10 protein-coding genes are annotated in these 12,598 nt (G+C 73.2%); 3 read left to right on the forward strand and 7 right to left on the reverse strand.

The window, feature by feature from the left end; all coding sequences use genetic code 11:
* The first annotated feature begins 599 nt into the window (after nucleotides 1-599).
* A complete protein-coding gene (locus tag ACIP5W_RS18290) occupies nucleotides 600-1,985 on the forward strand; it encodes an MFS transporter (RefSeq protein ID WP_401474000.1) in 1,386 nt (461 codons plus the stop codon).
* A 53-nt stretch (nucleotides 1,986-2,038) separates the two neighbouring features.
* Here ACIP5W_RS18290 and ACIP5W_RS18295 read toward each other — a convergent pair whose 3' ends face one another.
* From ACIP5W_RS18295 to lnt, 4 genes are all read right to left on the reverse strand, one after another.
* Nucleotides 2,039-4,060 (reverse strand): helix-turn-helix domain-containing protein, encoded by a 2,022-nt coding sequence (locus tag ACIP5W_RS18295; protein WP_401474003.1) that lies wholly within the window; start codon nucleotides 4,058-4,060, stop codon nucleotides 2,039-2,041.
* Nucleotides 4,061-4,136: 76 nt separating this feature from the next.
* The gene (locus ACIP5W_RS18300) at nucleotides 4,137-4,937 is read right to left on the reverse strand and encodes a 3-hydroxybutyrate dehydrogenase (RefSeq protein WP_401474006.1); all 801 of its coding nucleotides are present in this window, start codon (nucleotides 4,935-4,937) and stop codon (nucleotides 4,137-4,139) included.
* Between the two features lie 55 nt (nucleotides 4,938-4,992).
* The gene (locus ACIP5W_RS18305) at nucleotides 4,993-5,472 is read right to left on the reverse strand and encodes an NUDIX hydrolase (RefSeq protein WP_401474009.1); all 480 of its coding nucleotides are present in this window, start codon (nucleotides 5,470-5,472) and stop codon (nucleotides 4,993-4,995) included.
* 67 nt (nucleotides 5,473-5,539) lie between these two features.
* A complete protein-coding gene (gene lnt / locus ACIP5W_RS18310) occupies nucleotides 5,540-7,147 on the reverse strand; it encodes an apolipoprotein N-acyltransferase (protein ID WP_401474012.1) in 1,608 nt (535 codons plus the stop codon).
* A 188-nt stretch (nucleotides 7,148-7,335) separates the two neighbouring features.
* On the opposite strand from lnt, the gene ACIP5W_RS18315 reads away from it, so the two are divergent.
* Nucleotides 7,336-8,421: an O-antigen ligase family protein gene (locus tag ACIP5W_RS18315; RefSeq protein WP_401474015.1), complete on the forward strand. Its 1,086-nt coding sequence runs from the start codon at nucleotides 7,336-7,338 to the stop codon at nucleotides 8,419-8,421.
* Nucleotide 8,422: 1 nt separating this feature from the next.
* Here ACIP5W_RS18315 and ACIP5W_RS18320 read toward each other — a convergent pair whose 3' ends face one another.
* Both ACIP5W_RS18320 and ACIP5W_RS18325 read right to left on the reverse strand, forming a co-directional pair.
* Nucleotides 8,423-8,971: a hypothetical protein gene (locus ACIP5W_RS18320; RefSeq protein ID WP_401474018.1), complete on the reverse strand. Its 549-nt coding sequence runs from the start codon at nucleotides 8,969-8,971 to the stop codon at nucleotides 8,423-8,425.
* Between the two features lie 106 nt (nucleotides 8,972-9,077).
* Nucleotides 9,078-9,863 carry a glutamate racemase gene (locus ACIP5W_RS18325; RefSeq protein WP_401474021.1) on the reverse strand — a complete coding sequence of 262 codons (786 nt, stop codon included), beginning with the start codon at nucleotides 9,861-9,863 and terminating at the stop codon, nucleotides 9,078-9,080.
* A gap of 39 nt (nucleotides 9,864-9,902) precedes the next feature.
* Between ACIP5W_RS18325 and ACIP5W_RS18330 the strand changes: the two genes are divergently transcribed.
* Nucleotides 9,903-11,105, forward strand: a complete 1,203-nt coding sequence (locus tag ACIP5W_RS18330) for a glycosyltransferase (protein ID WP_401474024.1) — start codon at nucleotides 9,903-9,905, stop codon at nucleotides 11,103-11,105.
* Between the two features lie 21 nt (nucleotides 11,106-11,126).
* On the opposite strand, the gene ACIP5W_RS18335 is transcribed toward ACIP5W_RS18330, so the two are convergent.
* Complete coding sequence (locus tag ACIP5W_RS18335) at nucleotides 11,127-12,446, reverse strand: TerD family protein (RefSeq protein WP_401474440.1); 1,320 nt, start codon at nucleotides 12,444-12,446, stop codon at nucleotides 11,127-11,129.
* Nucleotides 12,447-12,598 lie beyond the last annotated feature (152 nt).

Raw genomic sequence — 12,598 nt, forward strand, 5'->3', positions numbered from 1 at the left:
CGATCAGACCAAGATCCGGACCATACACGGGCCAAGACCCCAGTCAGAGTGAGTACGATCTTCATTCCCCCTGGTCACAACGCCATGAATGCTGTACCACCAGCAGACGAAGAACCTGCTGGGAGGAACCGACGGGTGGGACCTCGCCATGTGCCGCTACCCGCAGGAGGACACACAGGCCGGTATGCACCCTCGCCGATGAGGCGCCCCAGTTCGGCGATACCTGTCGCCAAGCGGTGCCAGCCACCTACCGAGGCTCGCCCAATATGGCCCACACGCCGGGTTTTGACGCAGCGTAGTCAGCACCAAGTCAGCACGGGAGAGGTGAGAACGGGTGATGACGTGGGCTTTTAGTCAGCACCAAACCAGCACGGGAGTCAGCACTCCACTTCCAAATCATGCCCGAACAGCGCAACTCGGACAGCGGCCTCGCGGGCTCGATCGGGGCTCTCGTAGAGGCTCCGGCGACGCCCTCATGGTGGCCGCACGCATCTCCGCACCCAGAACTATGGTGCCCCACCACATGTGCCACTGACCTGCGGATTCCTACGGTATGGCGACACGAAAACGTCCCCGCCAACCGCTTGGAAGTGGTGCCGATGTCCGCCCCCGCGACCGCTCCCCCACCCCCCGCCAACCTCAAGCGCATCGTCGCCGCCAGCCTCATCGGCACCACCATCGAGTGGTACGACTTCTTCCTGTACGGCTCCGCCGCCGCGCTCGTCTTCAACAAGCTGTTCTTCCCGGGCTCCGATCCCCTCGTCGGCACGCTGTTGTCCTTCCTGACGTACGCCGTGGGATTCGCGGCGCGTCCGCTCGGGGCGCTGGTCTTCGGGCACTACGGGGACCGGCTCGGGCGCAAGAAGCTGCTGGTGCTCAGTCTGCTGATGATGGGCGGGGCGACCTTCGCGATCGGACTGCTGCCCACGCACGCGACCATCGGGACCGCCGCTCCGGTGCTGCTGACCGTGCTGCGTCTGGTGCAGGGCTTCGCGCTCGGCGGCGAGTGGGGCGGGGCCGTCCTGCTGGTGTCCGAGCACGGGGACGCGCGGCGGCGCGGGTTCTGGGCCTCGTGGCCGCAGACCGGGGCGCCGGCGGGGCAACTGCTCGCGACCGGGGTGCTCTCCTTCCTCACCGCCGTGCTGTCGGACGCCGCCTTCGGCAGCTGGGGCTGGCGGATACCGTTCCTGCTCTCCGGTCTGCTGGTGATCGTCGGTTTGTGGATCCGTCTCTCTGTCGATGAATCGCCGGTCTTCAAGGAGGCGTTGGCGCACGCCGAGGCCCGGAAGGCGACGGCGGCGGCCGCCGCCGAGAAGCTTCCGCTCGTCGCCGTGCTGCGGCATCACTGGCGTGACGTGCTCGTCGCGATGGGTGCGCGCATGGCGGAGAACATCTCCTACTACGTCATCACCGCGTTCATCCTCGTGTACGCGACGACCTCGGCCGGTGTCTCCCGGCAGACCGCCCTCAACGCCGTGCTCATCGCCTCCGCCGTGCACTTCGCGGTGATCCCGGCCTGGGGTGCGCTCTCCGACCGGGTGGGGCGGCGTCCCGTCTACCTGCTGGGCGCGGTCGGCATCGGGCTGTGGATGTTCCCCTTCTTCTCGCTCATCGACACGGGCGGCTTCGGCAACCTCATCCTCGCCGTGACCGTCGGACTGGTCCTGCACGGCGCGATGTACGCACCCCAGGCCGCCTTCTTCTCGGAGATGTTCGCGACCCGGATGCGCTACTCCGGTGCTTCCATCGGCGCCCAGTTCGCCTCGGTCGCGGCCGGTGCCCCGGCCCCGCTCATCGCCACCGCGCTGCTGGCCGACTACGACAGCTCCACGCCGATCGCCCTGTACGTGATCGCCGCGTCCCTGCTGACGGTCGTCGCCGTGGGCGTGGCCAAGGAGACCCGCCACCGCGACCTGGGCGCCCTGGACACCGCCCCCGAGGTGCGGGACACGACGGCCCGGCCCGAGGACGCCCGCGTCGTCTGATCCCGGGCCCGTGCCCGACCCGACCCCCGTGCCCCCCTGAGGGAGTACGGGGGTCAGTTCGGTATTCGGGCCGCCAACCGGTGCAGGCGCAGCGCGAGTTGGATCTCCAGGGCACGGGCGGGACTCTGCCAGTCCTCGCCCAGGAGGCGGGCGACGCGCTCCAGGCGCTGGGCCACGGTGTTGACGTGTACGTGAAGGTCGTCCTTGGTGCGGGCCGGGCTCATGCCGCACGCGAAGTACGCGTCGAGGGTGCGCACCAGATCGGTGCCGCGTCGCTCGTCGTAGGCGACGACCTCACCGATGGTCCGCTCCACGAAGCCCGCCACGTCCCGGTCGCCGGCGAGCAGCAGCCCCAGGAAACCGAAGTCGTCGGCGGCCGCCCCGTCACCGCAACGGCCGAGCAGCCGCAGTGCCTCGACACACCGGCGGCCCTCCTCGTAGGCGGCGACCACCGCTTCGGGGTGGGCGGCGGGGCCCTGGACGGGCGCGGAGGCGCCTACGGTGACCGCCTCGTGGACGGCGGTGCCCAGATGGCGGGCGGTGCGGTGGGCCAGCTCCGTGGCGGTGTCGCCCGGTGCCAGTGGGAGCAGCAGGACGGTGCCGCCGTCCCGGGCGGCGGCCAGGCCGTGCCGGGTCGCGGCGAGGTGGGAGGCGGCGGACCACAGCCGCCGCCGCGCGGCCGCCTCCTGGTCGGCGTCGGCCGCGTCCGCCTCCAGCCGCGCGGCGAGGACGACATGGGTGGCGTCGAGGTCGGCACGCAGCCGGGAGGCACGCTCACGCAGTACGCGCGGGTCGCGGTCACGGGCGTCGAGCAGGTCGTCCAGCAGCTCGCCGCGGACGCGTTGTTCGGCCTCGGCGGCGGAGCGCCTGGCGAGCAGCAGCAGGGAGGTGACCATCGCGGCCCGCTCCAGCGTGCGCTGGTCGACGGGGTCGAGGCCGGGGTGGCCGCGCAGGACGAGGGCGCCGAGCAGTTCGCCGCCCGCGGTCACGGCGGCGATCCAGTCGTCCTCGTGCCGCACGGCGTGGCCTTCCGCGCGGGACGTCTCCAGTGCTCCGGCCGGGGCCGCGCCGGCCTCGGTGAAGTCGACCGTGCCGGCCAGGACCTGGGAGACTGCCGCCGCCACGTCGTGGACCCCGCCGCCGCGCAGGACCAGTTCGGCGAGCCGGTCGTGGACGTCGGAGGCACGCTCGATGACGGCGCTGCGGTCCTGGATGATCTCGTGGGCGCGTTCCAGGCCCGCCAGGGCCGAGCGGGTCTCGGTGAGCAGGTTGGCGGTGTCGATGGCGGCCGCGGCCAGGGCGGCGAAGGAACCGAGCAGGGCGATCTGTTCCCGCTCGAAGACCCGGGCGCGCCGGTCGGCGGCGAACAGCACCCCGATGACGCCGGCCCCCAGCATCAGCGGGACGCCGAGGATGGCGACCAGGCCCTCGTCGCTCACTCCCGCGTCGATGGTCGTGGTGTGCCGGAAGCGGTCGTCGCGGAAGTAGTCGTCGGTGACGTACGGGCGGGCCGTCTGGGCGACCAGGCCGCCGAGACCCTCCCCCATGCCGAGGCGCAACTGCTGGAAGCGGGCGGCGACCGAGCCCTCGGTGACCCGCATGTAGGTGTCGCCCCTGACCGGGTCGTTCAGGCTGAGGTAGGCGACGTCGGTGCCGAGGAGGGAGCGGGCCCGCTGCACGATCGCCTGGAGGACGGCGTCCACGTCGCGCAGGCCCGCCAGGTCGTGGGCCGTCTCGAAGAGTGCCGACAGCTCGGCCTCCCGCCTACGGCGGCCCTCCAGCTCGGAGCGCACCCGCAGGGCCAGCAGCTTGGCGTGTTCGAGCGCGGCGATCCGCTCGGCCGGCAGCCCTTCGGCGCGGGCGAGCAGCACCGGCCGGTCGTAGGCCTCGGCGGACGCGCCGCGGGCGAGCAGCTCCAGGAACGGCGCCTCGGCACCGCCGGGACCGCCGGCACCGCCAAGCACACCCGCCGCACCGGGCACGCCGGGCACGCCGTGGTCCGCCTCGGCACCGTGCGCGGCGGCCTCGGCATCGCTGACGGAGCGCTCGACCGGCTCCATGTGATCGCGGGACATGCTCACAGGATTCCTCATGACCGGGCCGGCCCGTCAGGCCTGTGGAAAACTCCGGGCCCGGCGCTCACCGGGCAGGTCAGTGCGCCGTCCAGCCGCCGTCCATGATCAGGGAGGTTCCGGTCACGAAGGACGCCCCGGGGCCGCACAGATAGGCGACGGCATCGGCGACCTCCTCCGGTTCGATGAGCCGCTTGAGCGCGCTGTCCCGCAGGAGCACCTCGGCCAGGACGCGCTCCTGCGGCAGGTCGTGCGCCCGCGCCTGGTCGGCGAGCTGCTTCTCGACCAGCGGGGTGCGCACATAGGCGGGGTTCACGCAGTTGGAGGTGACACCGTGCGGCGCGCCTTCGAGGGCGGCCGTCTTGGACAGTCCCTCGAGCCCGTGCTTGGCGGCCACGTACGCCGACTTGTAGGGCGAGGCACGCAGTCCGTGCACGGAGGAGACGTTGACGATGCGGCCCCAGCCCTGCCCGTACATGTGGGGCAGGGCGCCGCGGATGAGCCGGAACGGTGCTTCCAGCATCACCGTGAGGACCGTGTGGAAGACGTCCGGCGGGAACTCCTCCAGGGGGCGTACCAGTTGCAGGCCGGCGTTGTTGACCAGGACGTCGGTGCCGGCGGCCGCGAGTTCGGCGGCGTCGAGGTCCGTGAGGTCCAGGACGTGCGGCTCGACGACGCCCGGCAGGCCCGCGGCGCTCTCGGTGAGTGTCTCCAGGCCCGTGGCGTCCCGGTCGACCGCGCGCACCTTGGCCCCGGCGGCGGCCAGCCGCAGCACGCATGCGCGGCCGATGCCGCCGGCGGCGCCGGTGACGAGGGCGGTGCGACCGTGGAGGTCGAGGGAGGGGGCGGTGGGACCAGGAGCGGCGTGGGGCGTGGTCATGCCTGTGACCTTAGGCAGCGTCGTCGGCTCACCCCATGTGGTCCACCCCCACACTTCAGCTGGAACTCATGGAGTCGAACCATGTGGGCTCGTCCGACAACGCCTGCTTGATCCGGAACAGTGCGAACTCGTTCAGGTCGGGCAGGGCGTCCACCGCGAACCAGCCCACCTCCAGCGACTCGTCGTCGTTGACACGGGCCTCGCCGCCCACGGCACGGCAGCGGAAGGTGATGTCCATGTACTGGCAGACGTCTCCGTTGTCGTACGTGACCGGCTCCAGCGCCTGGACGAGGACGACCCGTTCGACCACGCACCGCACCGCGGTCTCCTCGAAGACCTCCCGCACGGCGCAGACGGCGGGCTGCTCCCCGGGGTCGGGGATGCCGCCGATCACCGCCCACTTGCGCGTGTCCGAGCGACGGCCGAGCAGCACGCGGCCCGCGTCGTCGAAGACGAGGGCGGTGACTCCGGGCAGCCACAGCAACTGGTGGCCCGCGACGGCCCGGATCTCGTGGATGAAGTCGGGAGTAGGCATGGACCGACCCTAACGAGGTGCTCCGACGACGCCGCACGTGTGGGGGACGCGCTCGCCGGGCGTACGGTTACACGCCACCGGCGCGCCGCCCGCGCACCCCGGCCCCGATCGCCCACCCGAGCCCGCCGGCGGCGACGAGCAGGAGGGCGATCTCGGGCAGGATGCCAAGCTTCGTCGCGGGGGTCTGCGAGGAGCGCAGCGGGACCTTCTGGACCAGGGAGTCCGCGACGAACATGCCGGTCTTCTGGCTGATCCTGCCGTCGGGCATGATGATCGCGCTGACCCCGCTGGTCACCGGCACGGTGACGGTCCGGCTGTGCTCGACGGCACGCACACGTGACATGGCGAGCTGCTGGTAGGTCATCTCGCTGCGGTCGAAGGTGGCGTTGTTGCTGGGCACGGAGATGAGCTGCGCGCCGTGGGTGACGGTGTCGCGCACGGCCCAGTCGAAGGCCGCTTCGTAGCAGGTGGCGAGGCCGACCTCGGCGTCGCCGAAGTCGAACACGCCGGGCTCGGTGCCCCGGTCGAAGTCCTGGTGGACCATCGAGGTCCACTCGTCGTTGACGGCGCCGATGAGGGAGCGCAGCGGGAGGTACTCGCCGAAGGGCTGGACCTGCCGCTTGTCGTAGGTCTGGGTGGCGCCCTTGTCGGGGTCCCACAGGATCTGCTCGTTGTACAGCTTGCCGTCGCGTTCGACGACGCCGCCCACGGAGATGGGCGCGTCGATCGCCTCGGCCGCCCGCTCGATGACGGCGGCGGCGTCCGGGTTGGCGAAGGGGTCGATGTCGGAGGAGTTCTCGGGCCACAGCACGAAGTCGGGCTGGTCCGCCTTGCCGGCCCTGACCTCGGCGGCCAGCCGCTCCGTCTCGCGCGCGTGGTAGTCGAGGACGGCCCGGCGCTGGGAGTTGAAGTCCAGTCCGAGACGGGGCACGTTGCCCTGGATGACCGCCACCGTCGCGGTGCCGTCCTCCGCCCCGTCGCTGACCAGCGGGCGGGCGGCCACGGCGGCCAGGACCGGGACGGCCATGCTGATCAGTGCGACGGCGGCGGCCGACCGCCGCACCTCGCGCGTGCGGCGCCACTCGAGAGCCGTCCGTACGGCCTCACAGAGGCCGAAACCGCACAGGACGACCGCGAAACCGAGGACCGGAGTGCCGCCCAGCGCGGCCACCGGCAGGAAGACGCCGTCCGCCTGGCCGAACGCGATCTTGCCCCAGGGGAAGCCGCGGAAGGGCACGCGCGCGCGTGCCGCCTCTCCGGCGATCCAGATCGCCGCCGCCCACACCGGCCAGGCCGGCAGCTTCGAGACCGCGGCGATGCCCGCGCCCACCAGCGCGACGAAGATCGCCTCGATGAGCACCAGCGCGATCCAGGGGCCGGGGCCCACCTCGACACCCGTCCACACCAGCAGCGGCAGCAGGAAGCCGAGACCGAAGAGGTATCCGAGGCCGAACCCCGCCTTCCAGCCCCGGCCGCGCAGCAGCCGGCCGAGGAGGGCGAAGGCGGGCAGGGCCAGCCACCACAGGGTGCGCGGCGGGAAGCTGACGTACAGGAGCACTCCGGAGAGCGCCGCGGTGGCTGCCGGGACCAGACGCAGGAGCCGTGCGCCGCGCGACGGCGCGGTCGGGGGCTCCAGCTGGTCCGGCCGGTCCACGGAAGTAGCGGTGACGGTCACTCCGGGAGTGTACGGCGGGTCACCTTTCCGCAGACAGCACGGTCCGCCGGTGCCGCCCGCACGACTCGTGCCCAAACCGCCCGGCAGCCGTTACGGTGAGGCGGTGCTCCTGTCGCGCGGGGCGGCCGGGGAGGTTTTCACGGTCCTGGGGCGACCGGGTACGGGGGTGGGGCGTGAGGTCGAGGGGGATGACGGCCGCGGACGACGAGGACGCGGACGGGGAAAGACGCATCGTTTCCGACGCCGTGGGTGTGGTGGTCCTCGGGAGCTGCGCCACCTGGTCCCTGGTGACCGCTGCCGTGCAGGGCGGCCGTCCCGAGGGCGTCCTGCTCTCGGTGCTGGCCGTGGCCGCCGGTTACGCGGCGGGGCGGATCTCCGGCGTGCTGCTGCCCGTCGCGGCGCCCTGCGCCGCGGCCCTGGCCGGGCTCGCCCTGACGGTGGCCCTGCCACGGCTCGTCCCGGGACCCGAGACCGTCACACCGCTGGGTCACGCCGGTGCCACGGCGGCGGTGCTCACCCTGTCGGCGGGAGCCGCCTGCTGCGCGGCCTGGGCGACTCCCGTGCCGGCGCTGCGGCTCGTGCTGCTCCTGCTGGCCGGCGGGACGGCGCCGGCCGGGGCCGTGCTGGGTTCGCGCACCGCGACGGTGACCTGCGCCGCCGTCGTGCTGTGCTCCCTGGCCGCCGGGCGTATGCCCCACCGGGGGCGCGGCCTGGCCGGGCTGGCACTGGCCGCCGCCGCGGTCACGGGCCTGACCTGGGCGGCGGCCGGCGCCGCGCTGCCCGCCGGGCTCGCCGCGTCGTTGGAGGACCGGCTCACGCCCCGTCGGGTCGGCCTGTGGCGCGACGCCCTCGACCTGGCGCGGCACGACGCCGGCCTCGGCGTGGGGCCGGGACGCTTCGGCGAACTGAGCGCGACGGCGGCGCGGACCACTCTGTCGGACGGCAAACCGCACTCGGCGCCGTTCCAGATGGCGGCGGAACAGGGTGTCGTCGGGGTGCTGCTGCTGGCCGCGGCCTTCGGCTGGATGCTGTTCGCCCTGTGGCACGCGGCCCGTCCGACGCCGGTCGTGCTGAGTGCGGGTGCCGCGCTGACGGGTCTGGCGGCCGTGGCCTCGGTCGGCAACGCGCTGAGCTTCACCACGGTCTCGGTGGGCGCGGGTCTGCTGGCGGGTCTGGCCACGGCCCGCCCCCTCGCCGTCGAACCGGCGCCGGGCACGGCCCCGCCCCGTTCGGGACGGGACCTGCGTTCCCGCGACGGCCGTCCGGTCGTCTGAGTCAGTGCGTCGCGTCCGGCGTGCCCTGCCGCAGGCGCGTCCGGATGGCCCGTACGGCGGACTCCGCGTCGTCCACGGTGATCGTGAAGGTGTGCCCGTCCCAGAGCCGCAGGACCACGCCCTCCCCGCGCCGTACGACGACGGCGGTGCCCTTCTCGGGGCGCCAGCGGTAGCCCCAGCCGCCCCAGTGGCGCGGAGTGACATGCGGCTCGAAGTCGACCCCGGCGACGTGGGACAGCGGGATGCGGCGGCGCGGCACGCCGATGTGCCCGCAGCGCACCTCGAGGGAATCCTTGTCGAGCTTCAGGTCGACGTGGACGAAGGCGAGGGTGCCGAAGAGGACCAGCATTCCCGCGGCGATGCAGCCGACCACGGCCATGGCGAGCGGCGCGATGGAGGACGTCCAAGCGGACTCGACGGCAAGTTCGATACCGAGTGCCATGCAGGCCGCGCCGCCGAGCGCGAGCAGCCACTGGAACCGGTTGGTGGCCCGCCCGTGCCACACATCGGGGTGCGGGGCGGTCTCGTCGTGGGGGTGGTGGTCCCTCATATTGACGAGGTTACTCAGGTTCCGCTCCGCCGGTACCGTGTCGCGCAGGGTGACTGGGCCGGCCGGACCACCGGCGGACCGTGCTCGTCCGCCCCGTGAAACGCGGTCACCTGGCGGGGCTGGCCTCCTGGAGGAGTCGGCCTTCCGCGTAGGCGAGTGCGGGCGCCGGCAGCGTGCCCTCGCGGCCGCTGAGGAGAACCGTCACCGCGCCGAGGGCCTGGGCCGCGGGCTCGGGGCGGGAGCCGATGCGGCGCAGTGCCTGGGCGGCCACGGCACCGGCCGATCCGTGCAGGACGAGCGGCGGGCGGCCGGCGCCCTGGACGGCGGCGCGGATGCGCTCGGCGACCAGTTCGTAATGGGTGCAGCCCAAAACGACGGTGGTCACCTCGTCCGGGGTGAGCGCGGCGGCCGCGGCGACCGCCGCGTCGATCGCCGTCTCGTCGGCGTGCTCCACGGCCTCGGCCAGCCCCCAGCAGGGCACCTCGGTCACCGTGACGCCGTCGGCGAAGTCGTCGATGAGGCCGCGCTGGTAGGGGCTGCCGGTGGTGGCGGGGGTGGCCCAGATGGCGACGGGGCCGCCACCGGCCGCGGCGGGCTTGATCGCGGGCACGGTCCCGATCACCGGGATGCCCGGTTCGAGGCGGGCCCGCAGGGTGGGCAGCGCGTGCACGGTCGCCGTGTTGCAGCCGATGATCAGGGCGTCGGGCCGGTGGGCGGCGGCGGCGTGCGCGACCGCGAGGGCGCGCGCGGTGAGGTCCCCGGGCGTGCGCGGTCCCCAGGGCATGCCGTCGGGGTCCAGGGAGAGCACCAGATCCGCGTCGGGTCGCAGGCGCCGTACCGCGGCGGTGGCCGCCAGCAGCCCGATTCCGGAGTCCATGAGCGCGATCTTCACCCGGCCACGATAGACGATGTGCTCCTGGGGCCCGCTCCCGTGGGGCAGACTGCGCGCGTGAGCGCCGTCGTGTGGATCTCCGCCGTTTCTCTCGCCGCCTGGCTGTGGCTGCTGCTCTGCCAGGGCTTCTTCTGGCGCACGGACGTCCGGCTGCCCCCGCGCGCGGAGCACGTGGGGCCCGGGGAGTGGCCGTCGGTCTGCGTGGTCGTCCCCGCACGTGACGAGGCGGCGGTGCTCCCCGCCAGTCTTCCGTCGCTGCTCGCACAGGAGTATCCGGGGCGGGCGGAGGTCTTCCTCGTCGACGACGGCAGCTCCGACGGCACGGGGGAGCTGGCGCGCGAGCTGGCCCGGCGGCACGGCGGGCTGAGGCTGACCGTGGACTCGCCGGGCGAGCCACCGCCCGGCTGGACGGGGAAGCTGTGGGCGGTGCGGTACGGCATCGCACTGGCACGCGCGCGTGGACCCGAGTACCTGCTCCTGACGGACGCCGACATCGCGCACGCGCCCGACAGCCTGCGGGAGTTGGTCGCCGCGGCGCGCACCGGCGGCTTCGACCTCGTCTCCCAGATGGCACGGCTGCGGGTGGAGAGCGTGTGGGAGCGGCTGGTCGTGCCGGCGTTCGTCTACTTCTTCGCGCAGCTCTACCCGTTCCGCCGGATCGGCCGGCCCGGGACGCGGACGGCGGCCGCGGCGGGCGGCTGCGTCCTGCTGCGCGCGGAGGCGGCCGGGCGGGCCCGGATCCCGGAGGCCATCCGGCACGCCGTCATCGACGACGTGGCGCTCGCGCGTGCGGTGAAGGGGTCGGGGGGCCGCGTCTGGCTGGGGCTGGCCGACCGGGTCGACAGTGTGCGCCCGTACCCGAGGCTGCACGACCTGTGGCGGATGGTCTCGCGCAGCGCCTACGCGCAACTGCGGCACAACCCGCTGCTGCTGCTCGGCACGGTGCTGGGCCTCGCCCTGGTCTACCTGGTGCCGCCGCTCGCGCTGCTCGGCGGGCTCGCCCTCGCCGTCCCGGCCGCCGCGGTGCCGGGCGGCCTCGCGTGGCTGGTGATGACGGGGACGTACCTCCCGATGCTCCGCTACTACCGTCAGCCGCTGTGGCTCGCGCCGCTGCTGCCGTTCACCGCTCTCCTGTATCTCCTGATGACGGTGGATTCCGCGGTTCAGCACTACCGGGGGCGGGGAGCGGCCTGGAAGGGCCGTACCTACGCCCGTCCGGACACGGTGGCCGACGAGGGCTGAGGTCGCACCCGCCGCCGCGGCCTATTTGCGGCCGGGTGTCCAGTTCATGCCCCAGCCGTAGGCGTGGTCCACGGTCCGCTGCGGGCTCACCCCGCGCTCGGGCACCAGGTAGCGGGCCTCGCGCCGGACGACGAGGTCGTCGCCGGTGCGGGTGATCAGCGCGAGCGCGCACACGGTCGAGGGGACGGTGCACTCGTCCAGGGAGAAGTCGATCGCGGCACCGAACTGCGGCTGCAACGTCACCGTGGCGTGCAGGTCGGCGAAGGAGCGGGCGCCCTCGTAGACGGTCACGAAGACGAGGACGCGGCGGAAGGCGTTCTTGTGGTCGAGGTTGATCGTGAGGTTCTCCCCGGTGGCCACGGCGCCCGTGCGGTCGTCGCCGTCGAGGAGGATGTAGGGCGGCTGGTGCAGGGCGCCGAAGGCGTTGCCGAGGGCCTGTACCACCCCCTTGCGTCCGTCGGCCAGCTCGAACAGCGCGCACAGGTCGAGGTCGAGGTCGTTGTGGAGCGCGACCGCGCGGCCGCGTTTGCTGCCCCACTTGGCGAACTGCTTGCGCACCTCCCAGTTGAGGTTCACCCGCATGACGCCCGAGGTGCCGCCCTGTTTGGTCAGCGACACCGACGGAGCGGCCTTGGTGAGCGTCACCTTGGTGAGGCGGACCGGGGCCGCGGGCGGAGCGGGGGGCGGGGGCGGGGTGGCGTGGACGGGCGGGGGCACGGTGACCGGGAAGGCCGGCACGGTCGGGGGCGCGGGCGGAGCGGGGGGCGGGGGCGTCGGGACGGTGGCCGGTCGCGGTGCGGTGGGCTGCGGTGCGGTGTGCTGCGGTTCGTCGACGGTGATCCCGTAGTCCGTGGCCAGACCTTCCAGGCCGCTGTCGTAGCCCTGGCCGACGGCGCGGAACTTCCAGGCGCCCTGGCGGCGGTAGAACTCGCCGAGCACGAACGCCGTCTCGACGGTCGCGCCGGTGGCGTCGTACCGGGCCACCACCGTGTTCCGTCCCGCGTCCCGTACCTCGACGGCGAGGTCGGGCACCTGCCCGAAGGTGCCGCCGTCCGCCGAGGCGGCCAGGACGACGGTCTCGATCGCGGGCTCCACGCGCGCGAGGTCGACGAGCAGCGTGTCGGTCACCCTGCCGCCCAGGTCCCGTTTGCCCTCGTGCCGGACCGCGCCGGAGAAGTGGGCCGGCTGGTTGTAGAAGACGAAGTCGGCGTCCGAACGGGCCTTCCCGGCGACCAGCAGCAGGGCCGAGGCGTCCGCGTCGGGGACGCCCGGTCCCGACCTGCGGCCCACCTCGACCCGCAGTGCCGTCGTCGGCACCGGAACATTCGACCCTTTCGGCATGGACATGTCCGTCCCCTCGCCTTCACCGGCCGGACCGCACGTTCCGGCACCCTCGGGTTGTCTACCCGTCAACCTATTCGCCCGGACCGGGAACGCCCATCCGCAGGGCGGCAAGATCCCTGGCCAACCGCCGGTAACCCGCCGGGAACTCG

It is taken from the genome of Streptomyces sp. NPDC088766 (assembly GCF_044750845.1).
In the GTDB taxonomy this organism is placed as follows: Bacteria; Actinomycetota; Actinomycetes; order Streptomycetales; family Streptomycetaceae; genus Streptomyces.

Coding starts and splice junctions, on each gene's coding strand:
- ACIP5W_RS18290 (WP_401474000.1), top strand. CDS start 600: ATGTCCGCCCCCGCGACCGCTCCCCCACCCCCCGCCAACCTCAAGCGC.
- ACIP5W_RS18295 (WP_401474003.1), bottom strand. CDS start 4,060: ATGTCCCGCGATCACATGGAGCCGGTCGAGCGCTCCGTCAGCGATGCC.
- ACIP5W_RS18300 (WP_401474006.1), bottom strand. CDS start 4,937: ATGACCACGCCCCACGCCGCTCCTGGTCCCACCGCCCCCTCCCTCGAC.
- ACIP5W_RS18305 (WP_401474009.1), bottom strand. CDS start 5,472: ATGCCTACTCCCGACTTCATCCACGAGATCCGGGCCGTCGCGGGCCAC.
- ACIP5W_RS18315 (WP_401474015.1), top strand. CDS start 7,336: ATGACGGCCGCGGACGACGAGGACGCGGACGGGGAAAGACGCATCGTT.
- ACIP5W_RS18320 (WP_401474018.1), bottom strand. CDS start 8,971: ATGAGGGACCACCACCCCCACGACGAGACCGCCCCGCACCCCGATGTG.
- ACIP5W_RS18335 (WP_401474440.1), bottom strand. CDS start 12,446: ATGCCGAAAGGGTCGAATGTTCCGGTGCCGACGACGGCACTGCGGGTC.